Here is a 25,852-nt window from a genome sequence, read left to right as displayed (position 1 = left end):
TGGCGGGTCTGCCTTTTTTGTAAGCTACACAGTATAATTCTCCAGCGAAACGATCCATTTGCCGGCCTGATTCTCGATGGTGTGCAAGCCGGTATAGGAAGCCGGGAATTTACTGCCGCGGTTGTTCCAGTCTAATTCTTTTATAATATGATAGATGATATTAATGACTCCGCCGTGAGTAACAATCATGAGGTTACCTTCCGGATGGCGGGTTGCCTGTTCTTCGCAGAGAAGAGCGAATGTATCCCGGATACGTGTGAAGAACTCCAGCGGGCTTTCGCCGCCGGGATAGCGCTCGTCCATCCGTAAACCGGAGAAATACAAACCCGGAAACCGTTCATTTACGATTTCGTTCGGCATGCCGGCGATCACGCCATTATTCATTTCCCTCCAGTCCATACTGCGCTCGAGCGGCAATCCGAGCTCTCTTGCCAGCTCACCAGCCGTATCCAGAGCCCGCTGCAGATCGCTGCTGACAATACGCTTTATGTTAAATGAAGACTGGTTATCTTGAAGATAGCGGCCGAGCTTCTCGGATTGTCGGTAACCTTGCGTGATAAGTCCCCGCTGGCTCCATCCTCCACGGAATCCTTCATCATCTTTGCCGTGTCTTACCAAATAAATCGCCAATTTTCCTTCGGCCTCCTGTTCTGTAGAGAGTAAGCATGCTTCCTTATGCGGGATGCCCTGCTAAGTTTATCACTCACTTTCCAGATTTATCAAGAGGAGAAGTTACAACCGGGATAACAAAGCTTGACGAAAATTCGGACACGGGCCTGCTGCTTAGGCGGGGCGGGTCAAGGAATTAATTAATTCTCCGGTACGAACACTGCCCGCTGCTGGCTGCCTGCCGGAGTATTCCACACTTCTTCAATCTTGGACAGCGGAAAAGCAATTGGGTTCGCAGTAAGCTTGCCTCCAGCAATCGCATCGATTAGCGCCGGGAATTCGGCCAAGTATCCGGCTGGAGTCACGGACCCTTGACCGCTGCCGATGATCTGGAAGTTGGCCGAGCGGAGTGCGGCAGAAGGGATAGCGGCATCTGCTCCGGCAACGGAACCAATCTGGATCCAGGTCAGCAGCCGGCTGCGGTCAGCCCGGCGGGTAAGCAGCGGAATCATAGCCAGCCCGGCAGGCTCGCCCCACAGATAGTCGAGAACGATATCCACTTCTGAAGCAGCCTCGCCTAGGCGCCGGGCAGCTGCTTGCGGATCACCCGCAAGCGAGACCGTTACATCCGCGCCGAGCGGCGTAAGCGAACGGAGACGCTCGGGGTCCCGCCCGGCAGCGATAATCTGACTGGCCCCCATAAGCTTGGTGATCTGGACCGCCATCTGTCCGGAATTGCCGGTTGCCCCCAGAATGAGAACCTTGAAGCCCGGCTGCGCCTGAACCCGGCGGCGCAGGGTCACCCAGGCTGACATGGCCGGATTCATAGCGGCAGCGATGAGTACAGGATCGGCATGAGCCGGAATTGGCACACTGCGCCGCAGGTCAATTACTGTTTTGTCGGCAAAAGATCCTAGAGCAGTGTCTGTTGTAACGAAATAGACCAACTGACCGTCCGGCAGCCTGCCTACCCCGTCAACACCAGGGATCAGGGGCAATTCATCCGTACTGGTGTAGTGAGAACCATTGGCTTGTGCCCGTACCCGGAGATGCAACCCGGCTGCAAGCACATCAACCAGAGCTTCATGTTCTCCCGAGGGTACCGGAGTATCGTGAATTTCATATTTCGGACCTGAATCGAAGGATCGTACAACAGCAGCATACATAATATTGGCCTCCATTTGCCCCATGGGCAGTTTTTTTGTTTGTGAAACAAACTAATAAGTTTGTAATACAAACAATATAGTTTGTTTCACGTACAAAGTCAACGGCGATTATGATACAATGTGGACAGCAGGTTAGATAAATGATGAATTCCGGAGGGGCGAATATGAGAAGTTATGATGATTCTTTTGATAAACTGGATGATCTGTCGATTGTGGACAGTCTGGTGCAGCTATCCTTCCTGATCCAGAACATTCTCGCCAGAATAGGGGCGGAGCATGATCTCTCGATCATTCAGATCCGTCTGCTGGGTATCCTGCGGGACCGGGAACCGGGTATGCTGCAGCTGGCTAAGCATCTGGGACTCGATAAATCCAGTATTACCGGACTCGTAGACCGGGCCCAGCGCCGCGGACTGGTTGAGCGTACCGTTTCGCAGAGTGACCGGAGGGGATTCAACGTGAGGGCAACTGCGGCAGGGTGGCAGATCATTCATGAAGTCGGAGAGCAGATTGAGCGTCAGATTACGGAGGTAACCGCAGGTCTTACTGAAGCGGAACGTGCACAGACTATTGCTCTTGCCAGTAAGATTCTGATTACTGCGCCTGGGGCGAGTCGCTGAATCTAAATATTAAAAAGCCCTACCCAAATATAGGTAGAGGCTGGTAAAGGAATGAGAGTCCTGATTTTAATTATGTTTTCTTAGAGAGACAATTTCAGCCTCGGACAGCCCGGATGCTTTGGTTATGATAGTTGTATCTACTCCAAGCCTGAGAAGCTCCAGGGCTATCTGGACAGCTTTCCTTTTTTCACCTTCAGCTAGTGCTCCTTCAATCATGGAAGCTTCATCATGAAGAAATTTTTGTCTGTCTTCATATAAACGGCGAGCTTCGGCATCCTGACTAAGAAACTCCAATGTGTCCATTGCTTTTTTCAGCACAGGTTCGTTCATCGTCAGTACCTCCCAATTGGATTTATCTACACCTTTCAGAAAAAGTAACCAGTTGACCAATCCACCACTTTCAACGGGGACCGCATGATCGCCAAGCTTGGACAGTTCGAGAAAATGCAGTTCCATGTCGTCTATAAGTGGTATACCGCTTCTAGCTTCACGTAAATGGAATACGTTATGATATTGATCATTGGGTAAAAAAGAGTAGTTCAGGATGTTGATAGTTACACATTTCTTTAACATTCTATAAGACTGACCTTCTTGAAGCTGTCCACTATAGAGCTTACTCCAATAGAACATTGTTCGTTTTTCGGTGTCGTATTTATTAAACAGTTGCATTTCAACATTGATAAGCTCGCCATCTGCTGTTTTTCCTCTAATGTCCAGTATCGATTGTTTATCGCGAGGAGCATCTTTTTCGGTATAAGGATTCAGCAAGATGATTTCTGTCAATGGGGGTCTGTCAGCCTCAAGCAGTATACCCAGGAGAAAAAAGCCGCATCCAAGCAAACCCTCAAAGGATAGCTCAGATTATTTATAGACTCCCCGATAGCCTTCGGGTAATAATTCTGCTATTTTTTTCATTATGTATGTGAGGGTGGACTCTTCATATTCTTTTTTATCCTGCTCCTTCGCCCGCTGGAGCAATTAAAATTGTTGTCCGATCTGGATATGCACATCTGCCTTATTGAACGTTTCCGCCTTCATATCGCCATCTTGATGAATAGGTAAAAGCTTCTCTGTCCCATATAAACCGACAGGTACAATGGGAGCTCCGGTTAATCTTGCTATAAGAAGGATACCTTTCTTCGCTTCAATCAAACTGCTGGTTCTGCTTCGGGTTCCTTCCGGGAAGATCAGTAAGCTTTCCCCTTGTTTAACAAGCTTGATTATCCTTTCGAGACCCTCTTTGTCAGCAGTATTGGGCTTAATAGTTGTAGTCTTTATTACATTGACACCGATGCTGGTCACTGCATTATTTGACAGCTTTTCCCCGGCTACAAAAGTAGGATTAATCGCTTTTAGAGCTTTGTCCAGCACTAATCCATCCGAATTGCTTAGATGATTACATACAAAAATAGTCGGTGTTTGTATCTCTTTTAAGTTTTCACTGCCGGTTATATGTATATTTGCATATTTGTTGAGGTAATTATTTATAATATTTTTCGATATGGATGTGACCCATTTATCCGGCAAGAAATTTATGATTCTTGCCGCTGTAGCGGTAATCATGTACGTATCCCCCCAATATTCACCTGTAATCTAGGATACCATTTGACAGCAATAATTCAAACATGATAACTTTACAGTAGATTAATAAAGGCAATGTAACCTAAGGGTTCAACCTCGCTGAGAAGTGGGGTTGGACCCTTTTTGCATTGCCGGACCAGAGGAGGATTCATATGCAGAGAACAGAATTGCTGCTGCAGCGGCTGGACGAAATCGGTAAGTCACTGGAGCGCACAGGTGATGCTCTATTATTATTAGGCGTTGGTTCCGTTGGGGTCGAGACGGCACGGATGGATGAGTATTCAGATTTGGATTTCTTCGTTATTGTGAAGCCGGGAGTGACCCGGAGATATATCGACCAGTTGGATTGGCTAGAAGACATACAACCCCTTGCCTATGCTTTCAAGAATTCGGACCTTGGATATAAGGTGTTGTTCGAGGATGGGATTTTCGCGGAATATGCTGTATTCGAGGAATCGGAGCTGGCGGACGCCTCTTACACGGAGGGCCGGGTGATATGGAAGAATCCGCTGTATGCCAATACGGCGATCGCCAGACCTTTAAGACCCCTCCCTTCTCCGAAGGAGGATTCCCTGGACTTTCCTTTGAACGAAGCCTTAACCAATCTATACGTAGGCCTCGGACGTTATGCAAGAGGTGAGCGTCTATCCGCTACGCGGTTTATTCAGGGATATGCTATAGACAGGATTCTGTCTGTACTCCATCTGCTGGAGGACGAGGTTGATTATTATCCCGACCCGTTTGGAAATGAAAGACGGCTGGAGAAGAGATACCCCCGTTTTGCAGAGATTATCGGCGGGATGATTCAGGGATACGATCATGTGCCCGAATCGGCACTATGCATTCTGGATTTCTTGGAAGAGGTGTATCCGGTCAATCCAAGGTTAAGCGATGAGATCAGGCGGTTGGCCAAGCTAATGTAAAGTAACGGCCTTGCTTCCTGTTATGGGAAAGAAAGGTTCTTGAATTTCTTTCCCGAAATGCAGCCGGGGTGGAATTTGTGGTATCTTATTTCCGTCCAAAGAAACAAACGATTAAACGAAAAGGGATGATTTCCGTAGACCAGGAACTTGTAGCTGCTCTTGCCATCGAATTTAGGAACTCGCTTAAGGTGCTGAACGCGGTCGGAGATGAGACCCGGCAGGCCATCCTGTTGGCCTTGCTTCAAGGGCCGCAGAATCCCGGTATGCGTGTAGGTGAGATAAGGGTGGAAACCCACTTATCCCGTCCGGCTGTTTCGCATCATCTGAAAATATTGAAAGAGGCACAGATTATAAGCGTCCGCAAAGAAGGAACACGTAACTATTATCGTCTGGACACCGGAAGTAAGCTGATGTTGTTGAAAAGCTTAGTAAGCGAATTGGAGAAGGCCCTTGCGCAATGTGACAGGTAATCATCGGAGCCGTAATCCGGAAGAGGAAGGGAGGGGGCCGTCAATGAATCAGACAGTTCAAGCGGTGAACGGTGTTAACATTCCCCAACTGGGGTTTGGCTTGTATAAGATCAAGAACGGGGAGGCCTTTGAGCGGACGGTAGAGAATGCTATCCGGAGCGGGTACCGCCATTTCGATACAGCGAAAATATACGGTAATGAAGCGGCACTGGGCCGGGTCATCCTGCACAGTGGCATTGACCGTGAGGAGTTCTTCATTACCTCCAAAGCCTGGACGACGGATCTTGGGTATCATGCGACGAGAAAGGCGTTCGAGCAGACTTGCCGGAAGCTGAACGTATCGTATCTCGATATGTATCTGATACATTTCGCGGGCCCTCATTATGTTGAGGCCTGGAAGGCGATGGAGGAGCTGTACGATGAAGGCAGGATCAAAGTCATTGGTGTTGCCAATTTCGGTATCCGGCATCTGGAGCAGCTCAAGAAGAACGCCCGGATCCTGCCGATGGTGAATCAGATCGAAACCCATCCGGAATTTCAGCAGAATGAATTGTATGACTATATGGTTCAGAACCGGATTCTTCACGAGGCGTGGGGGCCGCTAGGGCAGGGAAGCAAGGTGCTGCTGGAGCATCCGGAGCTGGCAGCAATCGCTCATGCTCACCGCAAGTCGGTTGCGCAGGTCATTTTGCGCTGGCATCTGGAGCGGGGGAGTATTGTTATCCCTAAGTCGTCCAATCCGCAGAGGATCCAAGAGAATAGCGAAATTTATGACTTTGCACTGAACGGGGAGGAAATGGACCGAATCCGGAGGTTGGACACGGGGAAGAGATATTCCGTAAACCCGGCAGGTCTTATGATTAATCCGGTGTACGTGACATTCATGAAGCTATTCATTCCAAGGTGACTCCGCATATAGACAATGCGCATAGAGAAGAGGCCAGCCCTCGAGGGGGTGGGCCTGGAATTACCCGTGAATTACCCGTAATAATGTATTGCGGCAGCCGTATCTTAAGTAGTCAGGGTGTTTTCGTTCTCTCCGCCAGTGTAGTAATTGACTTAATATCCTCATCGGTTAACTGGTCCAGAAAATGCTTGCGTATTGCCTTCGAGACTATGGGAAGGGCTGCCTCCAAGGCGGAGCTGCCGGCGGAGGTGATGATAATTTGTACACCCCGGTCTGTGTCCAGCGGTTTTCTTAGCACGAGCCCCCGTTTCTCCATCCGCGTCAGATGATGGGATAACCGGCTTTTATCCCAGTCCATAGAGTCAGCCAGCTCCTGTTGACGAAGCTTCCCCTCTCCGAATTGTACTAACCGGTCTAATACTCCGAAATCGCCCTCGGATAGCCCGGTATGCTCAGACATCTCTTTCACAACCCTGCCGAAGATACGTTTGAAGGAGCCTTTCCACATATTCCATAATTGCATTTCATCTTCGTTTAATTCGCTCATATTGTTCATAGAAGGATCATAGCATGGTTGACGTATCAACCACAAGATGCTATTGTGTGTTTATTGGTTGACATGTCAACCTTTAGATTCATAAACATACTAGGAGTGTGACTATTCAATGGAATATGTGAAGCTTGGACGAAGCGGCTTGGATGTATCGAAGTTAAGTCTTGGAACCATGAGCTTCGGGGTACCTGAGCGCGGCAATACCCCGTGGTCGTTGAATGAAGAGAACAGCAGACCGATTATTAAAAGAGCAATCGAATTAGGCATTAACTTTTTCAGTACTGCTAATATGTATTCCGACGGCACAAGTGAAGAAATTCTCGGAAGGGCAATAAGGGACTTTACCCGCCGGGACGAAGCGGTGATTGCCACGAAGGTCTTCGTCCCAATGCGTAAGGGTCCGAATGCTATGGGGCTTTCCCGTAAAACCATAATGACCGAAATTGATAACAGTCTACGACGGCTTGGAACAGACTACATTGACCTGTATCAGATTCACCGCTATGATCCGAATACGCCGATTGAGGAGACGATGGAGGCTCTTCATGACTTAGTGAAGGCTGGCAAGGTTAGGTACCTTGGAGCATCCTCTATGCTGGCATGGCAGTTTGCGAAGGCGCAGTCCACCGCAGAGCGAAACGGCTGGACAAGGTTTATGGCTATGGAGAACAGACTTAACCTGCTCTACCGGGAAGAAGAAAGGGAGATGCTCCCGCTTTGTAAGGATCAGGGGGTAGGGATCACACCTTATCTGCCTCTGGCTGCGGGCCGGTTAACCCGGGATTGGGATCAGCTCACGGAACGATCAGAGAATGACCAGGTAGCCAAGGCGATGTTCACCAGAACGGAGGAAGCGGACCGCAAGGTTGCCCAGAGAGTTGCCGAGGTTGCGGCGAACCGTGGACTTCCCCGGGCACAGATTGCCCTTGCCTGGCTGCTGCACAAGGAGGAGGTTACAGCTCCGGTCATCGGTTCGACCCGCATCAGCCAGCTTGAAGATTCGGTTTCGGCATTGTCTGTTCAATTGACACCTGAAGAAATCACAAGCCTGGAAGAACTTTATATCCCTCATCCAGTGATCTGAATAGCCTGAAGTTGTAATAAGAATGTGATTCTCCTATATAAAAAAGAAGAAGGGCGCCGGAGCTGCGCCCTTTTTTCCTGTTTGTAACATTTTTAACGCGACAGCTCTGCAAAAGCATGTTATTCTATAATCAATTACCGACAGACAGTCGGTCGGTACAACTTAAGGAGAACTAAACCATGAGAATTGTAAAAGAAGCCGAAATACGCAGAAATGAAATTCTTGACGCAGCGGAAGAGCTTTTCGGCCAGAAGGGCTTTGACGGAACCAGCACGGGCGATATTCTGGGCAAGGTCGGGATTGCACGGGGGACGCTATATTATCACTTCAAGTCCAAGGAGGATATTATGGATGCGCTGATTGAACGGACGAATGCCAATATTCTGGGGGCTGCGCAGCACATTGCCGCTGACAAGAGCATACCTGTCATTGACCGGATTCTCCGCGTGGTTATGGCACTGAACATTAGCGGCGGAAACGGAAGCAGCACGGAAATCATGGAGCATATTCACAAGCCGCAGAACGCGCTTATGCATCAGAAGATTCAAAAAGCGATTATCAGCGGTGTTCCGCCGATCCTGACGCCGATTATCTGTGAAGGCATTGAGCAGGGAATATTCAATACACAGTACCCCTATGAATGCATGGAAATGGTTGTGATCTATGCGAATACGATCTTTGATGATGACATGGTTGAAATGACGGATGAGGTACGCATGTCACGGGTGCTGGCTTTTATTTCGAATGTAGAAAGGCTGCTCGGGGCCGAAAGCGGAAGTCTGATGAGCGTAATGCAGATGTTCGGTAACGGAGAGGAAGCCAGAGATGAAGACGGCGAATAGATCCGGCAAAGGCTTCAGTAAATTTCTGCTGCTCTGGTCAGGGCAGCTGATTTCAGCAATAGGAAGCGGGCTTACCTCGTTCGGACTGGGCATTTATATTTTTCAGCAGACCGGTCAGGCATCCGCGATGGCACTGGTAACTTTGCTGGCGTTTATGCCTTCGCTGTTGTTGAGTCCGCTAGCGGGGGTGCTGGCGGACCGCTATGACCGCAGGCTGCTGATGGTGCTGGGCGACAGTCTTTCCGCAACAGGACTTATTTTCATTCTAATCTGTTTACTGAACGGAAAAGCGCAGCTGTGGCAGATTTGTATGGGAGTGACTATTAGCTCGGTGTTCTCCTCGCTGCTTGATCCGGCTTACAAGGCTACGGTTACGGATCTGCTCAGCGAGGAGCAATACACGAAGGCTAGCGGTTTTGTTCAGGTGGCCGGTTCGGCCAAATATCTGATTTCGCCTGTCATCGCCGGATTTCTGCTCGTTGTTTCAGATGTGAAGCTGCTGCTGATTATCGACATCTGCACATTTTTCGTAACTGTTGCTGTAACACTTGCTGTACGCAGCGGTCTTTCCCCGAAGAGCTCCGGGCAGGCACAACCCTTTATCCGTGAATTCAAAGACGGCTGGAGAGCTGTTTCCGGTAACCGGGGCGTGCTCGTGCTTGTGGTTATGACCTCTGTAATGACATTTTTTATTGGTTTCATTGAGACCCTGTCCATGCCGATGATCCTGACTTTTTCGGACAGTGCGGTATTAGGGACGCTTGAGACTATTATTGCTTCGGGGATGCTTGTGTCGAGTGTGATCATAGGAATGCTGCCGATGAAGAAGGGTTTTGTCAAAATCCTGTCAGTGTCACTCTTTTGCTCGGGAATTAGTATGGCGGCTTTCGGACTCCGTGAGAATATTGTGCTGCTTGGCATTTCAGGATTTCTCTTTTTTGCCATGCTGCCATTCACGAACACAGCCTTGGATTATCTGGTCCGCACCAACATCGATAATTCCGTTCAGGGAAGAGCCTGGTCACTGATTGGACTGGTGTCACAACTGGGGTTTGTCGCCGCTTATACGCTATCTGGTGTGTTGGCTGATTATGTGTTCACTCCATTGCTGGTGACAGGCGGAGTGCTTGCCGGCAGTGTGGGGAGGGTCATCGGCACAGGCAGCGGACGGGGCATGGGACTGCTTATTATTATCGCAGGGCTGCTGTTAAGCTTAGCCTCGCTCATCATTTATCATTTGAAATCAATTAGAAGCCTTGAGAACAGAGGTGACATATGTACTACCGAATAATCCGCAATGATATTCTCAAAAGCAAAGGGATTACCCTGACCACGATGATATTTGTGGCTGCCGCAGCGATGCTGATTTCTCTGTCAGCAATCCTGGTCGTCAATCTGTCCGGGGCCATTGATACGCTCATGAAGCAGGCCGGAACACCGCATTTCATGCAGATGCATTCCGGTGAACTGGATAAGCCGCGGTTTACCGCCTTTGCCGAGCAGAACAGCAAGGTTGACGAATTTCAGGTGCTCGATTTCCTCAATGTTGAAGGTACGAGGATTGTGATTGACGGCCAATCGCTTGCGGACAGCGTTCAGGATAACGGCTTCAGCACGCAAAGCGGGAAATTTGATTATCTGCTGGACCTGGACGGGAACGTGATTACGGCAGCTGACGGTGAGGTCTATGTTCCGGTTACCTATATGAAGGACGGCTCAGCAAAGGTTGGGAGTACGCTCGCAGTGGCCGGCAAGACTCTCAATGTAGCAGGTTTTTTGCGTGATTCACAGATGAATTCACTGCTTGCCTCGTCCAAGAGATTCCTCGTTAGCGAGCATGATTATGCAGAAATTAAGGATTCAGGAAGCACCGAATATCTGATTGAATTCAGACTCAAGGACTTGTCCACGCTTGGCGCATTCGAATCAGATTACACCGCAGCAGGTCTTGAAGCCAACGGACCGACCCTAACCTATCCGCTATTCAAAATGCTTAATGCCATATCCGACGGACTCATGATTGCGGTCATCCTCCTGGCAAGCGTGCTGGTGGTTATTATTGCATTTATGTGTATACGCTTTACGCTCCTTGCAACCATAGAAAGTGATTACCGCGAGATCGGTGTGATGAAAGCCATCGGATTACGTGTATCTGACCTGAAGAAAATCTATCTTGCGAAATACGCAGGTATGGCCGCGCTGGGCAGTATTCTCGGATTTGCGCTTTCGTTCCTATTCAGAGGTCTTCTGCTTGAGAATATCAGGTTATACATGGGGGAGAGTGAGAACTCGGCGCTTGCCTTAGCCTGCGGGGGCATTGGTGTTCTGCTTGTATTCCTTGCGGTTACCGCTTATGTGAATAGGGTGCTTACACGCTTCCGGAAGATTTCCCCCGCAGAAGCCATCCGCTTCGGTACTTCACAGGAACAACCGGCGGGCTCGAAGCGTTTCAATCTGAGCGGGAACCGGCTGCTGAATACGAATGTTTTTCTAGGCGTCAAGGATGTCCTGTCGAGGAAAAGTCTATACGGCACAATGCTCGCTGTACTCGTGATTTCTGCATTTATTATGATTGTTCCCCAGAACCTCTACAACACGATTGCCTCCAAAAGCTTCATCACCTACATGGGAATCGGGGACAGTGATCTGCGCCTGGATATTCAGCAGACCGGCAATATTGCCGTGAAGGCTGCAGATATTGCACAGGCTATGGAGCAGGATGCAGCCATCTCCCGCTATGCAGTGCTGACAACGCAGGCTCTTAAGGTGAAGCTGGAGGATGGATCGGAGGAACGGTTAAAGGTTGAGCTTGGCGATCATTCGATCTTCCCGGTGGCTTATTCCCAGGGAAACAGACCGGCTGCGGAGCATGAAATTGCCCTCTCCGCTGTGAATGCGGATGAACTGGGCAAAAAGCCCGGCGATTCTCTTAGCCTGATGATCGACGGGGAGGCCCGGGAGCTCACGGTAAGCGGCATTTATTCGGATGTGACCAATGGCGGGAAAACAGCCAAAGCGGTGTTCACTACGAAATCGGCTGAGGTCATGTGGTCTGTTATTTATGCGGAGCTAGCAGATCCATCGCTAACAGGCAGCAAGGTAACCGAATATGCGGACCGCTTCAATTATGCGAAGGTGTCGGGCATTGATGAATATGTTACACAGACCTTCGGCGCTACCATCAGCTCAGTCGGTAAGGCCTCCCGGGTAGCCATTGCCGTGATGCTGTTCATCAATGTACTGATAACGCTGTTGTTTATGCGGATGCTTGTGGCCAAGGACCGGCATTCCATTGCCGTCATGAAGTCACTCGGGTTTACAAATTCGGATCTGACTGTACAGTATTTCTCACGTTCGGTATTCGTGCTGCTTATCGGGATGGTTCTCGGCACACTGCTGGCAAACACGCTCGGGCAGGTACTTGCGGGGGTGCTGATTTCCTCGTTTGGAGCTTCATCGTTCAAGTTCGTAATCAATCCGCTTTCGGCGTATGTGTTATGCCCGCTGATGATGGCAGGCTCAGTGCTGATCGCCACGATTACCGGTACAGCAGGAACAGGGCGAATTCAAATATCCGGGAATATTAAGGAGTAGGTTATGGAGATGAAGAAGATGATTACCGGTATAAATATAACCAAACATTACGGCACCGGTGATGACAAGCGTAATGTTCTGGGCGGAGTGTCTATCGAAATTAAAGAAGGGGAGTTCGTGTCGGTTATGGGACCTTCGGGCTCAGGCAAGTCTACTCTGATGTTTGCGCTGAGCGGAATGGAGCGGATTGACGGCGGACGGGTTACTTTTGACGGCAGGGATCTGGGGACACTTGCGGAGAATGAGCTTGCTGACCTGCGCAGAACGGGAATGGGCTTTGTGTTTCAGCAGCCGACACTAATGAAGAACTTGAACATCCTGGATAATATTATTCTTCCCTCGATGCGTGACAACAGAAGAAATGCCGCGGGGATTACAGAGAAAGCAAGACAGCTTATGCAGAAGGTGGGAATCGCGGAGCTGGCGAAGCGGGATATTACGCAGGCCTCGGGAGGGCAGCTTCAGCGTGCGGGGATATGCCGCGCATTGATGAGCAGCCCGGGCATTATTTTTGCTGACGAGCCGACCGGTGCACTTAACCAGGCAGCGGCTCAGGGCATAATGAACCTGCTGTCTGAAATTAACGCGGAAGGTACTGCGGTCATGCTGGTCACTCATGATGCAACCATTGCTGCGAGGACGGAGCGGATTATGTTCATGTGTGACGGCAGAATCGTCAGCGAGATGCGTCTGCCGAAAGATAGCGGCAAGGACATAGAGGGCCGGGTGGAGATGATTACGGCTAAGATGCGGGAGATCGGGATTTAACGATTGCAAATGAACGATTAGGGAGGGTTGGACGTATTATATTTATTTGCAGACACCAATGAAGAGGTGAGAGAACATGCTGACGATTAAACATTTTACGAAGAGCTATAAGGGCGGGAAGAAGGCGGTAGATGACTTAAGCTTAGTGGTCGAGCGGGGCGATATCTATGGCTTCATCGGACACAACGGGGCGGGCAAAACAACGACCATCCGCGCTGTAGTCGGTGTTCTTGATTTTGAAGAAGGGGAAATAGAAATTGATGGAATCTCTATTAAAAAAGATCCGGTAGCCTGCAAGGCGAATATTGCCTATATTCCCGATAACCCCGATCTGTACGATCATCTTACCGGCATTCAGTATTTGAATTTCATCGGCGATCTATTTCGAGTATCCAAGGCAAACCGTGAGCGGCTTATTCAAAAATACAGCGATGCCTTTCAGCTTACGGCTAATCTGGGCGATATGATCTCCTCGTATTCTCACGGGATGAAGCAGAAGCTTGCGATTATCTCTGCGCTTATTCATGAGCCGAAGCTGCTGGTGCTGGATGAACCTTTTGTAGGCCTGGATCCCAAAGCTGCGCATACGCTGAAAACCATTATGGCTGAGCTGTGTAGCAGCGGCGGGGCGATCTTCTTCTCGACACATGTGCTGGATACGGCCGAGAAGATTTGCAATAAGATCGCGATCATTAAGGCAGGCCAGCTGATTGCCCATGGCAGCACTGAAGAGGTGAAGGGCAAGAACAGCCTTGAGGAAGTATTCATGGAGCTGATCGACAATGATTAATATCTGGAGATTGACGAAGCTGCAGCTGCTGTCCACCTTCGGCCTGAATAAAGCGCTGCATATCAAAGACCCGGCAGAGAGACGCAAAGCGCTGCTGCTCAGCATAACGATTATGGCCGGTGTGCTTATGATTGGGGCGTTCTCCTTCAGCTACAGCTTCATGATGGCGATGGCATTTGAAGAGCTGGGGCGAATGGATCTGCTGCTGGCGATTATGATGGCCGTTACCTCGATTGTCGGGTTCTTCACCACGGTCTATAAGGCAAGCGGGGTATTATTCAGCTATAAGGATTATGATATGATCATGTCGCTGCCGGTGAAGACGAGTCATGTGGTGGCAAGCCGTGTGCTTCAGCTGTATGTGATGAATCTGTTTTTTACACTGCTGGTTATGCTGCCTGCGGGTGCGGTGTATGCGATACAAGTGAATCCGGGAGTGCTGTTTTATCTGTTCTTTCTAATGACGCTCTTATTCATCACCTTGCTGCCGATTATAGCGGCAACGATCATTGGCGCACTCATCAGCTGGGTGTCTTCGAGATTTAGAGCAAGCAAGATGATTAGTGTAGTGTTCACTTTTGCCGTCCTTATTCTTTTCATGCTGGGTTCATTTAATCTTAATGGAGACCAGCAGGAGCTTGCTGATATGGGGGCAGGGCTGGGTGATGCGATCTTTAAGCTGTATCCCCTGGCGTCCGTGTATGTCGATGCAGTCTGCTCATACCGGGTAAGTTCACTGATCTTCTTCATTGCCCTGTCTGTCCTTGCATTTGTACTCTTCTCCGCCGTGCTGGCAACCCGGTACAAAGCCATTCATACAGGCCTTATGACCAGCCACTCAGGCAGCAGGTATACGATGAAGCCGTTGCAGGCGAATTCTGCTTTTAAGGCGTTGTATCACAAAGAGCTGCGCCGCTATTTCAGCTCAGCCAATTATGTGCTGAACACAGGCATCGGTATGGTTCTATTGCTGGTAATGTCGGTTTCCTTATTGTTCGTCAGCTCGGAGAAGCTTGGCGTCATGCTCGACATTCCGCAGCTATCGGAGTATTTGAGCACGCTGAGTCCGCTTGTGGTTTCTTTATTTGTGGTTCTGAGCTGCACTACGGCGAGTTCGATTTCGCTGGAAGGGAATCATTTGTGGATTTTACAAAGCTCGCCCGTCTCTAAACCCGCCATTATACTCAGCAAAGTAGCTGTGAATCTCACCATTACGCTACCGGTCATTGCCGTGAGCTGGGTGCTGCTTATCTATACACTGCAGGCCGGATGGATGGAAAGTATATTAATGCTTGTGATCCCGGTGATCTACGCTTGTTATTCTGCCATGCTGGGCGTGATTGTGAACCTGAAGCTGCCTAAGCTGGACTGGACAAGTGAGGTAACGGCGATCAAGCAGAGCGCAGCGGTGCTGGTATCGATGATTCTGGGGTTCATCAGTCTGGTTGTTCCGGCCGCGCTGTTCATGCTGCTTCGTACGTTGAATGGAAATCTCATATTACTGGGCTATGGAATCCTTATGGCAGCGGTATGCGCCGGAATGTACAGATATATACAGGTTAGCGGGGAACGGTTGTTTCTGAGGTTGTAGCCATTGTTGTCTTGAGCAGGATCAACGTGAGCACTTGGGTGGACGCTGCGCGAACGGACTGTTGTTCCAATCGCTGTTGTCCCCAGATTTTATTGATTCTCCTTAGCGGTGAAAATCCGGGGACAAAGGCGACCGCTGCCGCTTTTCCACAATCATTCCGTCCTCTCCGCTGTTTAAGCGGGAAACGATTTTATACAAAAGAAACCACTCTTAAAGTAGGATTAAACCTTTTAAAGAAGTGGTTTCTTTGTGCTGTCTATGACAATAGCTCACCAAGACTAAACGGAATGCTATAGTACTCTATTAAGGTTTAGTACCGCAGGCCATGAAAAATAACATCATCGCATGCGCATCCGGGGAGCGGTCGAATTGTTCATAGGCTCTGTTCAATTCCTCATACTCATATTCCGTAATGATCCCTTTCTTATAGAACCCGGTGAACCGGTTAATATCAAATTGACGTTTGAAGCCTTCTATACCATGCAGATCGCTATGCTGGAGGATGGCATCCATATCTACGTCTGTATAGCCGGAGCCGGATAACAGGCGCGGCAGGCTTCGGCCGATATTGCGGTTACCGCCTCTTGAAGCCTGCTGCTGGGCCAGCTTTTGGATAATAGAAGGCATAACTCCTATCTCAGGCTCGATTGCCCCGAAGACACCGTCGTCCACATCAATAATGACCAATTTGCCGCCTGGTTTGAGGACACGTCTAAGCTCTGCTGCTGCCTGCTGCGGGTTATATAGATGAAGAAAAATTAAACGGGCAATAACAAAATCGTATTGATTGCCGGGCAGTCCAGTCTCATACACCGAAGCATGGGCGAAGGTAAGCCGTGATTCGGGGATGTGGCTTAACCTGAGCTTGGCCTCTTCAAGTAAAGCATCATCGATATCAAGGGCTGTGATTTCACTGTGCGGGAAGTGCTCCAGCAATTGGGCGGTAACGAATCCCGGACCTGCACCAGCCTCCAGAACCTTCATCCCGTCTGCCAATCCGAATTGCTGCAAGGTGCGGTACTCTTTGTTCCAGCCCATCAAAGCCTGTTCCTGCAGGCGCAGCAGTTCTGATTCTGCCCCGTTACTGACATTCTGGAAATTATACGTGGAGTTACGTGCGTTCATAGCTATTGCCTCCCAACCGGCTATTTGTAAAAGTTTGAATTTGATAATTTTACCATACCGTCCGTTTGAGTTAAACTCTGCTCCAAGGAGCTTATTTAAAAACGCCCGATCTTCGCTTTGACCTGCGCAAGCAAAGGAGCAGCTAGGGCTCTTGCCTTCCGGGCACCTTCACTCAGGATTGCGTCGATCTGCTCTGGCGCTGCCATGAACTCATTGTATTTCTTCCGGGGTTCATCCAGAGCAGCATTGATCACCTGGAACAGCTCCTGTTTGGCCTCCCCCCAGCTAATGCCGCTTAGATATTGCTTCCTGAAATCCTGTACTTGAGCGGGAGCCGCAAACTCTTTGTACAGCAAGAAAATATTAGACGTATCCGGGTCTTTCGGTTCCTGGGGAGGCGTAGAGTCCGTTTTGATTTTGCTGATCAGCTTCTTCAGCTTCTCTGGTGTTTCGAACAGCGGAATCGTATTATTGTAGCTTTTGCTCATCTTCCGCCCGTCCAGCCCTGGAATCACGGATGTGTTCTCATCGACCCTATAATCAGGGAGCTTGAAGGTATCTCCATAAATCCGGTTAAAGCCCTCGGCAATATCTCTGGCGATCTCCACATGCTGAATCTGGTCCTTACCGACAGGGACCTTGTCAGACTGGAACAGCAGAATGTCCGCAGCCATCAGAACCGGGTAGGTGTAGAGGCCCATATTGACCCCGGTATCCGCATCTACGCCCGCTTGTATATTTTGTTCATGAATAGCTTTGTACGCATGGGCACGGTTCATTAGACCTTTGGACGTCAGGCAAGATAGAATCCAGTGAAGCTCGAAGATCTCCGGCACATCAGATTGACGATAAAAGACTACCCGCTCCGGGTCCAGTCCCAGTGCCAGCCATGTAGCTGCGATACCGTGAGAGAGATTACGAAACTCGTCTCTGTCCTGAATGAAGGTTAATCCATGATAGTCAGCGATAAAATAAAGTGCAGTACAATCACTTGCCCCGGCGAGTTGCAGTGCAGGCTTGATCGCCCCGATGTAATTCCCCAGATGGACTTTGCCGGTAGGCTTAATTCCGGTTAATACAATTTCCTTACTCATGTTATCCCTCCGTTTATGTAATCAAAAAGGGGCCCCCTCATCCTGAAAAGGACGAGAGAACCCCGTGGTACCACCTTAATTAGCCCGAATTGTGATCCGGACCCGCTTGAACGTATCGCGACACTGCTAAATGCCCTGAATACGCGTCTCTTGTAACGATGAGACCTTCGCCAAAGCCTACTTCCTGAAGGTTCGGTTTGGATGCTCAGAAGCCCACTTCGGCATAATCCCTACACTGATTCGCAGCAATCATCAGCTCTCTGGAGTATTCGTTATGCGTACTCTCTTCGTCATTGCAAAGTTGTATACTAATGTATTACTGTATTTTTACAACATCTTAGGGTGAATGTCAATTGGTAGGGCTTTTAGTGATGTGCCTCCTGTTTGTATTCAAGGCTTACATGCAATATGTCATGGTAGAATGATGTAATTCAATGTAATGTTTGGAAGTGAATTATTGAGGAAATGGCGAGGGGGCGAGGCATGGGTATTGAATTTAAGAAGGTGAGCAGTTTTCAACGGGGAATATTGTTTGAATTATTGAAAGATGCCTATGCCTTTGATTGCCGGTATGAGCAAAGCTGCCTTGCTGAATGGCGGGAATTTGATAACTTTTTCTTTGACAATCCGCCAGTTGCAGATAAATACGGGTTCATCACAACGCTGCACGATGAAGCTGTCGGCTTCGTTTCCTGGGACCCGAGGAACCTGCCTGAGGTTGCAGAAATCGGCCATAACTGCATTGCTTCAGCCCACAAAGGTAAAGGTTACAGTAAAATGCAGCTGCAAGAAGCCGTGAATAGAATCCTCCAAAATGATGTCCGGAAAATTATTGTGACAACAAATGATGATCTGGTTCCTGCCCGGCGGATGTATGAGAGTATCGGATTCACCATGTATCAGACAAGGCCGAATCAACATATTGCAGGGATGGTCGGCGAACACTTGGATTATGTATATTTTGTATAAAATCTGGAGGTACATAGGATGGAAGTTACTTTAAGTGAAGCGGTAGCGGAAGATGCGGCAGCGATTCATGAAATGCAGACCCGGGCATTCCTGCCCTTGCTCGAGAAATATCAGGATTATGATACGAACCCTGCTAATGAGACTGTATACAGAGTAGTGGAGCGGCTCAATCAAGCTTGTGTAGATTATTACATCATCCGGTATTCCGGGGAGGCAGTTGGTGCGATTAGAGTGGTCCGAAAAGAGAATGCCGTATTTCGTGTCGGACGGATATTTATCCAGCCGGAATACCAGGGTCTGGGCATAGCCCAGCGGGTGTTTGCCTTGATCGAGCAGATCTATTCCGAAGCTAAAGTCTGGGAGCTGGATACCGTAATGCAAGAGGAAAGAAACTGCTACTTGTATGAGAAGCTGGGTTACAGAAGAACAGGTGAGACCAAAGAGATCAATGACAAGCTGACTTTGTGCTTCTATGAAAAAACGCTTATTTAAGGCTCACGTTGTAAAAGTATAAAATGCTGTATATATTGCAACTTTGATTCATAGATACCTAAGTATTCAAGGGGATTGTTGTATGAAATGCAGGAATTATCTCTTTCAGCGGCTTGGAGGAGGCGGAATGCTGCATTCCGTACAACAATTTTCGATTATGGGCGTTTTTGGGAGGAGAATGTTGTATTTTGTGCAGGATTGTAAATAGTAAGAGAGATAGACAAGTGCTTGACAAGCGGAATAATAAAAAGTAAAGTGAGAATATAAATTATCTTAACTTAAAGATAATATTCAACCTAATATCTTAAAGTGAAGATAAAATATTATTCTAAGCTAATCAAATTTAATTAGGAGTGAATTTAAATGAACAAAAAAACTATGGGCATTCATCATATCACCGCAATTGTCGGCCATCCGCAGGAAAATATGGATTTTTATGCAGGTGTGCTGGGACTCCGGCTGGTTAAGCAAACGGTCAATTTCGACGATCCGGGGACATATCACTTCTACTTCGGCAACAATGGCGGCAAGCCGGGGACGATTATTACTTTCTTCCCTTGGGCAGATGCATATCAGGGTAAAATCGGCGGGGGGCAGGTCGGCGTTACTTCATATGTGATTCCGGTAGGGGCGATGGCTTTCTGGAGAGAAAGACTGACGAAGTTCAAGGTTGCTTTTACCGAAATGGAGCGGTTTGGCGAGCAGTATCTGGAATTCGATGATCCCCACGGTCTTCATCTCGAACTGGTGGAACGGGAGGCTGGAGAGCGTAACGAATGGACCTTCGGCGGGGTAACTCCGGAGGTTGCGATTAAGGGCTTCGGTGGTGCGACACTGCTGTCCACACATCCGGAGCAGACTGCTGAGCTGCTGGAGAAGGTGATGGGACTTACATTCGTAGGACAAGAAGGCGATGTCGCCCGTTACCATTCCACTGCGGATATCGGAAATGTGGTTGAACTGAAGGTAACAGCGGTACAGCGCGGCGAAATGGGTGTCGGCACCGTGCATCATATTGCCTGGAGAGCGAAGGATGACCAGGATCAGCTTGAATGGCAGGATTATGTGCATGATAATGGATATGGGGTAACGCCAGTTCAGGACCGGAATTACTTCAATGCTATTTACTTCAGAGAGCATGGGGAGATCCTGTTTGAGATCGCCACTGATCCTCCGGGCTTCGCCCATGACGAAACGCCGGAAACGATGGGCAGCCACCTGATGCTGCCGGCACAATATGAGCCGCACAGAGAACAGCTTGAGCAGGTATTGCTGCCTTTTACCGTAAGAACAGTAGATTAACCGACTTTCAGAGTAGAGGGGATGCTAAGATGATTTCAATTGATCCACTGCAGAATAGCGAGCGGGATAATTATAAGCTTCTGACCGGGAGCATTATCCCGCGGCCGATTGCTTTTGTGACGACGATGTCGGGAGAGGGGATCTTGAATGGTGCGCCGTTCAGCTACTTCAATATTGTTTCCTCCAACCCGCCGATGATCTCCATTTCGATTCAGCATGCTGCGGGCCAGTCCAAGGATACGGCGCGGAATATTAAGCAGAAGAAGGAGTTTGTCGTTCATATTGTGGATCAGCAGAATGTCGGGCAGGTGAATATCACCGCAGCGCCCCTGCCTCCGGACCAGAGTGAAGTTGCTTTAGCGGGACTGACGCCTGTAGATAGCCTGAAGATTGCTGTTCCAGGGGTTAAGGAAGCGAAGGTGCGGATGGAATGTACATTTGAGCATTGTGTGGAGCTGCCTAATAATGACCTGATTATCGGCAGGATTGTACAGTTTCATGTCGATGAGGATATCTACGAACAGGGAAGAATTGATCCGGTGAAATTAGGGGCGGTAAGCCGCCTGGCAGGGAATAATTATGTGGGGATTGGTGAGGTTTTTACCATAGAGCGCCCGGTTTAAGGCTGTGCTGGTAAGCAGGCAGCCGTAGGAGGTCTGTTATACTCAGTTTCTTATATTTGAACAACAAAACCCTGGCGCAAGCGCCAGGGTTAATTATGTATCGGAAAGTATTGCATACAAAGAAGTAGTATGTTAATGTTAAAGAACTGTCGATTTTTTTAAAAAAAGAACGGAGGTTATGCATCTTACTTATATTTTAATTATAGCAAATGGACATCCGGTTTGTCAACCCGCCAGTTTGGGATTATTGCAGCGGGGAAGATAAGGAATATCATTCAAGAAAAGGGAGTGGTCGGGTGATGGAGAAGATAAGCAGCTGGGAGCAGGAACAGGAGTGGCTGGAGCAGGTAAAAGAAAAGCTGAAATCGGGGATTGCTAACCTGGAGCCGGAGGTTGGCCGGTTAAAGGAGCAGGCAACAGATATCCGCAAAAGATTCTGGGAAGAGGTAACGGTGAATACCAGCACCCAGGAAGACTTTGAAGAGAGCTTCTTTACCATAACTCAGCAGGATGCCGTCTTATCTGAGCGGGAACGCAGCCACGCGCGGAAGCTGCAGCAGTGGAAGAATATGAAGCGGCTGCTGCCGTCCCCTTATTTCGGGCGGATTGATTTTCATGAGGATGGCCAGAGTGCTGAAGAACAGGTCTATATCGGGGTCTCCTCCTTCGTCGATACAGACGGACTGAGCTTTGTGGTCTATGACTGGCGCACCCCAATTGCGAGCCTGTACTATGACTATCCGCCGGGAAAAGCAGCCTTCGACACACCGGGAGGACGGATCAGCGGAACAATGAGTCTGAAGCGGCAGTACCAGATCCGTAACGGCCAGCTTCAGCATCTGTTCGATGCGAATGTAACGATCGGCGACGAATTGCTGCAGCAGGTGCTCGGCAAGGGTGCGGATGCCCAAATGAAAAGTATCGTGGCAACCATCCAGGCGGAGCAGAATGCGATCATCCGCAACGATAACAGCCAGATGCTCATTGTGCAGGGAGCGGCCGGCAGCGGCAAAACATCAGCAGCGCTGCAGCGTGTAGCTTACCTGCTGTATAAACACCGCGAGCGGCTCTCGGCGGATCAGATCGTGCTGTTCTCGCCTAACCCGATGTTCAACAGCTATGTGTCTACTGTACTTCCCGAACTGGGTGAAGAGAATATGCAGCAGACGACCTTTCAGGAATATCTGGAAACTTGGCTAAATCCGGAATTCCGGCTCGAAGATCCGTTTGATCAGATTGAATATGTATTGACCGGGGAGCAGGACAGGGGTTATGGGTCCCGTCTTCAAGCCATTGAATATAAGGCATCGGAAGCCTTCCTCCGGGCACTTCAGGGCTATTCGCAGTGGCTCAAGCAAGAGGGCATGCTGTTTAACGACATCTGTTTCCGGGACCGCGTGCTGATCTCAGGAGAGCAGATCAAGACCAGGCTGTATAGCTATGATCCTTCGATTCGTCTGCCGAACCGCGTCACCCTGGTGCAGAAATGGCTGCTGGAAGAGCTGGCCAGACTGCAAAAGGAAGAGCAGGGAGCGTCCTGGGTAGAGGAGGAGATGAATTACCTCGATAATGAGCAATACGCTAAGGTATACGGCATGCTGCACAGAGAGAAGGGGGTGTTTGACTTTGCCGAGAAATACCTCCGGCTTCAGGAAATGCTGGTGCACAAGCGCGAGCTGGACGAGAGTGATTTTGATTACGCCGAACGGGAGGAAGAGCTGCTGGGCGAGATGATCGTGAAGGAGCAGTTCAGACCTCTGAGACGGGGAATCAAGCGGTTCACATTTATCGACATGAGCGGGTTATACCGCCAGCTGTTCACTGATGAACGGGCCTACAGGGAAATGACAGGTGAAGCGGCGGTGCCGGAGCTTTGGCCGGAGATCTGTGTGCAGACGAAGGAGAAGCTGAGCGGGCAGGAACTCTTTTATGAAGATGCGACACCCTATCTGTATTTAAAAGAGCTGATCGAAGGCGTCCGGACGAACACGCAGGTGCGGCATATTTTCGTTGATGAGGGCCAGGACTACTCCATGTTCCAGTATGAGTTTCTCAAAAAGCTGTTTCCCCGCGCCCGTATGACGGTTCTTGGTGATTTCGGCCAGGCGATCTTCACCCAGGCGACGAATCTGTCAGGTGAGAGTTCACCGCTGGTTCAGCTGTATGGAGAGGCGGAGACTACGCAGTATCAGCTGGTCCGGAGCTACCGTTCAACTTATGAGATCGTGGAGTTCACGAAGCCGCTGTTGCCCGGCGGTGAGGCGATTGTCCCTTTTGAGCGGAGAGGCAGAAAGCCTGTTCTAACTAAGCTGGAGAGCCATGAGATGAAGGCGGAACGCATAGTGAAAGATCTTGCCACGCTTCAGGCGGAAGGGTACACTTCAATTGCCGTGATTACGAAGACTGCGGCTGAGAGTATAGAAGCTTATAAGAAGTTGACCGCCGGAGGCGCCGCTGAGCTGCGGCTGATCACGAAGAACACGCCTACTTTCGAGAAAGGGGTACTGGTGATTCCTGCTTATCTGGCCAAAGGCGTGGAGTTCGACGCTGTGCTGATCTACGATGCTTCTACGCAAACGTATCAGAGAGAGAACGAGCGGAAGCTTTTTTATACCGCATGTACACGGGCGATGCATGTGCTTCAGCTGTACACGACGGGGGAATGGACGCCTTTCATCCGGGAGGTAGACCCGGCATTGTATGAACTGGCGGAGCGCTAAGCGCAGGTTATACCCTGAGATTTCTTGAAAGGAGTGGATGCATGCTTATTTCCAGTCATTTGAACAAGTATAAACAGACGATTCTTGAGCTCCCGGAAGATAAAATGCTGTCCAAAGCGGAATTGCTGGCCAGTGACTTGCTCATGAAGCGCAGCGGCCTGCTTGAAATGTATTATGCTCCGCACAACGAGTATGTCAATCCTGCTGCCAAAGTAGTGATTATCGGAATTACACCCGGATGGACACAAATGAGAATAGCGCTGCAGGCAGCCAAAGCCGGCCTTAAGACCGGACTCTCCGATGAGGCAGTGTGCAGGCTGGCGAAGGAAGCGGCCGGCTTTGCCGGAACAATGAGAACCCATCTAATTGACATGCTGGACGCGCTTGAACTGCACCGATATCTGGGTACCGGATCTTGCGGAGATTTGTTTCAGGATCAGCATGAGCTGCTGCACACCACTTCTCTGCTGCGGTTTCCGGTTTTTGTGGCGGGGAATAATTATAACGGAACCCATCCCAGTCTGCTGACCAATCCTTTTCTGAACCAGACTGCCTTACGCTCATTGCAAGATGAACTCAGTCTCATGAATCAGCCGTTAATCATTCCTCTGGGCAAAAATGTAGAGCAGGTGCTTCAGCGGCTGGTAGCGGACGGGATGCTGGATGCACGAGACTGTCTGTGGGGATTCCCTCATCCTTCCGGCGCCAACGGACATCGACATAAGCAGTTTGCCAGCCAGCAGGAGTCCATGCGAAATAAGATTCGTGCGCTTAGTAGTAAATGAAGAATGCTCTGAATGCCATATGATACAGAAAATATGAACAGTAACCGACCGGCTGCGCAGCAGCTGGTTTTTTGGTTATTGACAATTTCACAACGTTACACTAGACTGTAACCGATACAGTTGACTGTAACTGGTTTCATTAAGAAGGGTGATTTTATGAATACGTATACCGCGAAGCAATTGGCCGAAGTACTGCAAAGCGAAGATCCGCAAATGAATTTACGGACAGTCAGGTACTACACACAGATTGGTATGCTTCCGCCGCTCGAGCTGGTTGGCAACAAGCGGGCGTATACGGACAATCATCTGCATTATTTACGAGCCATTCTGGTATTGTCCAAGGGCGGCGACACACTCTCCTCGGCTCAAGAGAAATTAGCGGATCTGGGGATGGATGAAGTGATTAAGATTGGTGAGAATCTGCGTTTGTATCAGTCAGACCAGATGATCCAGAACGAAATACTTGTTGTCAATGAAGATGTGATTCTCTCGGTGAGTCCGCGTATCCCGCCAGCGTTGAAAGAAAAGATGATCGAAACCGTCAACCGGTTACTTAAGGAGGAGGGACACTCATGATACAAGTCCGCTATGCCAAATCTGCAATTGAAAATGAAGAAGGCATGAATCATCTCTGGCTTCAGATTGCTCCGCTGGGTTCAGTCCAGAATGTCCGGGTGCAGATTACTCTGCCGGCAGGATTTCACCGGACGCGTAATCTAAATGGTGCCGACGAAGACAACGCCGGGGTGATATCGGTTCTTGAGCCGCTGGCCGCAACGGATCTGTTCCTCGAAATTTATACACTGGAGCCAATCCCCTGCGGGATGCACTATATTACTGTTGAACTGTCATACAAAGACTGTGGAGGATCGGTCACCGGTATCAGACAGACGATCCCGCTTAGGGTCGTATCTGATGAAGAGTCCGGAGATATTCATACCGATGAGGAAGTGGTGCGCAGAATTAAAGAACTGCATCTGCTGCCAGGCAACGGTCAGATGAACGAGAATAATGAGTACCCCCCGGTCAAGCTGATCAGGATTGACTCCAGTACTGTATCCGAATGGGAGAAGAAGTACCGCGTCGAAGGGGCAATTGAATAGTACCGTATTTTTGGAAATCCTGCCCATCATGGCTAAGAAAAGAAGAGCCAGCGGACAAATGACCGCTGGCTGGAAAACCAATACACCCGTTAGGGGATTAGAACGAACTGGATAAGCGCAGAAGGGAAGCGGAATTAGTTG

25 protein-coding genes, 1 pseudogene and 1 other annotated feature are annotated in these 25,852 nt (G+C 49.3%); of the genes and pseudogenes, 19 read left to right on the top strand and 7 right to left on the bottom strand.

The window, feature by feature from the left end:
• Window positions 1-24: 24 nt before the first annotated feature.
• Both MHI42_RS07415 and MHI42_RS07410 read right to left on the bottom strand, forming a co-directional pair.
• Complete coding sequence (locus MHI42_RS07415) at window positions 25-630, bottom strand: histidine phosphatase family protein (protein WP_171718065.1); 606 nt, start codon at window positions 628-630, stop codon at window positions 25-27.
• Between the two features lie 179 nt (window positions 631-809).
• Window positions 810-1,775: a zinc-binding alcohol dehydrogenase family protein gene (locus MHI42_RS07410; protein WP_342423341.1), complete on the bottom strand. Its 966-nt coding sequence runs from the start codon at window positions 1,773-1,775 to the stop codon at window positions 810-812.
• A gap of 164 nt (window positions 1,776-1,939) precedes the next feature.
• On the opposite strand from MHI42_RS07410, the gene MHI42_RS07405 reads away from it, so the two are divergent.
• Complete coding sequence (locus tag MHI42_RS07405; RefSeq protein WP_342423340.1) at window positions 1,940-2,395, top strand: MarR family transcriptional regulator; 456 nt, start codon at window positions 1,940-1,942, stop codon at window positions 2,393-2,395.
• A 66-nt stretch (window positions 2,396-2,461) separates the two neighbouring features.
• Here MHI42_RS07405 and MHI42_RS07400 read toward each other — a convergent pair.
• Together MHI42_RS07400 and MHI42_RS07395 are read right to left on the bottom strand one after the other, a co-directional pair.
• Window positions 2,462-3,199, bottom strand: a pseudogene (locus MHI42_RS07400) (Rpn family recombination-promoting nuclease/putative transposase); the annotation flags it as partial.
• A gap of 174 nt (window positions 3,200-3,373) precedes the next feature.
• Entirely contained in the window at window positions 3,374-3,958 is a 585-nt protein-coding gene (locus MHI42_RS07395) for a lysophospholipid acyltransferase family protein (RefSeq protein ID WP_342423339.1), read from the bottom strand.
• Window positions 3,959-4,128: 170 nt separating this feature from the next.
• On the opposite strand from MHI42_RS07395, the gene MHI42_RS07390 reads away from it, so the two are divergent.
• The 3 genes from MHI42_RS07390 (at window position 4,129) to MHI42_RS07380 (ending at window position 6,276) form a co-directional block, all read left to right on the top strand.
• The gene (locus MHI42_RS07390) at window positions 4,129-4,899 is read left to right on the top strand and encodes a hypothetical protein (protein WP_342423338.1); all 771 of its coding nucleotides are present in this window, start codon (window positions 4,129-4,131) and stop codon (window positions 4,897-4,899) included.
• 125 nt (window positions 4,900-5,024) lie between these two features.
• The gene (locus MHI42_RS07385; RefSeq protein WP_342424695.1) at window positions 5,025-5,369 is read left to right on the top strand and encodes a metalloregulator ArsR/SmtB family transcription factor; all 345 of its coding nucleotides are present in this window, start codon (window positions 5,025-5,027) and stop codon (window positions 5,367-5,369) included.
• A 43-nt stretch (window positions 5,370-5,412) separates the two neighbouring features.
• Window positions 5,413-6,276 carry an aldo/keto reductase gene (locus tag MHI42_RS07380; protein ID WP_342423337.1) on the top strand — a complete coding sequence of 288 codons (864 nt, stop codon included), beginning with the start codon at window positions 5,413-5,415 and terminating at the stop codon, window positions 6,274-6,276.
• Between the two features lie 112 nt (window positions 6,277-6,388).
• On the opposite strand, the gene MHI42_RS07375 is transcribed toward MHI42_RS07380, so the two are convergent.
• A complete protein-coding gene (locus MHI42_RS07375) occupies window positions 6,389-6,832 on the bottom strand; it encodes a MarR family transcriptional regulator (protein ID WP_342423336.1) in 444 nt (147 codons plus the stop codon).
• 109 nt (window positions 6,833-6,941) lie between these two features.
• Here MHI42_RS07375 and MHI42_RS07370 point away from each other — a divergent pair, with 109 nt between their 5' ends.
• From MHI42_RS07370 to MHI42_RS07340, 7 genes are all read left to right on the top strand, one after another.
• The gene (locus MHI42_RS07370) at window positions 6,942-7,913 is read left to right on the top strand and encodes an aldo/keto reductase (RefSeq protein WP_342423335.1); all 972 of its coding nucleotides are present in this window, start codon (window positions 6,942-6,944) and stop codon (window positions 7,911-7,913) included.
• 179 nt (window positions 7,914-8,092) lie between these two features.
• Window positions 8,093-8,755 (top strand): TetR/AcrR family transcriptional regulator, encoded by a 663-nt coding sequence (locus MHI42_RS07365; protein ID WP_042136024.1) that lies wholly within the window; start codon window positions 8,093-8,095, stop codon window positions 8,753-8,755.
• Window positions 8,739-10,046 (top strand): MFS transporter, encoded by a 1,308-nt coding sequence (locus tag MHI42_RS07360; protein ID WP_342423334.1) that lies wholly within the window; start codon window positions 8,739-8,741, stop codon window positions 10,044-10,046. The genes MHI42_RS07365 and MHI42_RS07360 overlap by 17 nt, the downstream gene beginning before the upstream one ends.
• On the top strand, window positions 10,031-12,349 hold the full coding sequence (locus tag MHI42_RS07355; RefSeq protein WP_342423333.1) for an FtsX-like permease family protein: 2,319 nt from the start codon (window positions 10,031-10,033) through the stop codon (window positions 12,347-12,349). Before MHI42_RS07360 ends, MHI42_RS07355 begins: the two co-directional genes overlap by 16 nt.
• A 9-nt stretch (window positions 12,350-12,358) precedes the next feature.
• On the top strand, window positions 12,359-13,117 hold the full coding sequence (locus tag MHI42_RS07350; protein WP_342424694.1) for an ABC transporter ATP-binding protein: 759 nt from the start codon (window positions 12,359-12,361) through the stop codon (window positions 13,115-13,117).
• Window positions 13,118-13,193: 76 nt separating this feature from the next.
• Complete coding sequence (locus MHI42_RS07345; RefSeq protein ID WP_039308926.1) at window positions 13,194-13,907, top strand: ABC transporter ATP-binding protein; 714 nt, start codon at window positions 13,194-13,196, stop codon at window positions 13,905-13,907.
• Window positions 13,900-15,498: a hypothetical protein gene (locus MHI42_RS07340; protein ID WP_342423332.1), complete on the top strand. Its 1,599-nt coding sequence runs from the start codon at window positions 13,900-13,902 to the stop codon at window positions 15,496-15,498. Before MHI42_RS07345 ends, MHI42_RS07340 begins: the two co-directional genes overlap by 8 nt.
• A gap of 303 nt (window positions 15,499-15,801) precedes the next feature.
• Here the strand turns inward: MHI42_RS07340 and MHI42_RS07335 are convergent, their stop codons facing one another.
• Together MHI42_RS07335 and MHI42_RS07330 are read right to left on the bottom strand one after the other, a co-directional pair.
• Window positions 15,802-16,623, bottom strand: coding sequence for a methyltransferase domain-containing protein (locus tag MHI42_RS07335; RefSeq protein ID WP_342423331.1), 822 nt, complete (start codon window positions 16,621-16,623; stop codon window positions 15,802-15,804).
• A 95-nt stretch (window positions 16,624-16,718) separates the two neighbouring features.
• Entirely contained in the window at window positions 16,719-17,717 is a 999-nt protein-coding gene (locus tag MHI42_RS07330; RefSeq protein WP_342423330.1) for a tryptophan--tRNA ligase, read from the bottom strand.
• A gap of 44 nt (window positions 17,718-17,761) precedes the next feature.
• Window positions 17,762-18,020: a binding site (T-box leader), on the bottom strand.
• A 180-nt stretch (window positions 18,021-18,200) separates the two neighbouring features.
• On the opposite strand from MHI42_RS07330, the gene MHI42_RS07325 reads away from it, so the two are divergent.
• The 8 genes from MHI42_RS07325 (at window position 18,201) to MHI42_RS07290 (ending at window position 25,711) form a co-directional block, all read left to right on the top strand.
• Window positions 18,201-18,686, top strand: a complete 486-nt coding sequence (locus tag MHI42_RS07325; protein ID WP_342423329.1) for a GNAT family N-acetyltransferase — start codon at window positions 18,201-18,203, stop codon at window positions 18,684-18,686.
• 18 nt (window positions 18,687-18,704) lie between these two features.
• Complete coding sequence (locus MHI42_RS07320) at window positions 18,705-19,178, top strand: GNAT family N-acetyltransferase (protein WP_342423328.1); 474 nt, start codon at window positions 18,705-18,707, stop codon at window positions 19,176-19,178.
• 363 nt (window positions 19,179-19,541) lie between these two features.
• Window positions 19,542-20,480 (top strand): ring-cleaving dioxygenase, encoded by a 939-nt coding sequence (locus tag MHI42_RS07315; protein ID WP_342423327.1) that lies wholly within the window; start codon window positions 19,542-19,544, stop codon window positions 20,478-20,480.
• Window positions 20,481-20,509: 29 nt separating this feature from the next.
• A complete protein-coding gene (locus MHI42_RS07310) occupies window positions 20,510-21,103 on the top strand; it encodes a flavin reductase family protein (protein WP_342423326.1) in 594 nt (197 codons plus the stop codon).
• Window positions 21,104-21,402: 299 nt separating this feature from the next.
• Window positions 21,403-23,823: an RNA polymerase recycling motor HelD gene (gene helD / locus MHI42_RS07305; protein ID WP_342423325.1), complete on the top strand. Its 2,421-nt coding sequence runs from the start codon at window positions 21,403-21,405 to the stop codon at window positions 23,821-23,823.
• A gap of 41 nt (window positions 23,824-23,864) precedes the next feature.
• The gene (locus MHI42_RS07300; protein ID WP_342423324.1) at window positions 23,865-24,608 is read left to right on the top strand and encodes a hypothetical protein; all 744 of its coding nucleotides are present in this window, start codon (window positions 23,865-23,867) and stop codon (window positions 24,606-24,608) included.
• 156 nt (window positions 24,609-24,764) lie between these two features.
• Complete coding sequence (locus tag MHI42_RS07295) at window positions 24,765-25,184, top strand: MerR family transcriptional regulator (RefSeq protein ID WP_340987735.1); 420 nt, start codon at window positions 24,765-24,767, stop codon at window positions 25,182-25,184.
• On the top strand, window positions 25,181-25,711 hold the full coding sequence (locus tag MHI42_RS07290; RefSeq protein WP_340987733.1) for a hypothetical protein: 531 nt from the start codon (window positions 25,181-25,183) through the stop codon (window positions 25,709-25,711). Before MHI42_RS07295 ends, MHI42_RS07290 begins: the two co-directional genes overlap by 4 nt.
• Window positions 25,712-25,852 lie beyond the last annotated feature (141 nt).

Origin of the sequence: Paenibacillus sp. FSL E2-0178, assembly GCF_038593005.1 — a bacterium.
GTDB classification, from domain to species: Bacteria; Bacillota; Bacilli; order Paenibacillales; family Paenibacillaceae; genus Paenibacillus_AQ; species Paenibacillus_AQ phytohabitans.
Note: the sequence above shows the minus strand (reverse complement) of the source record. Positions and strands in the feature narration are given on the sequence as shown.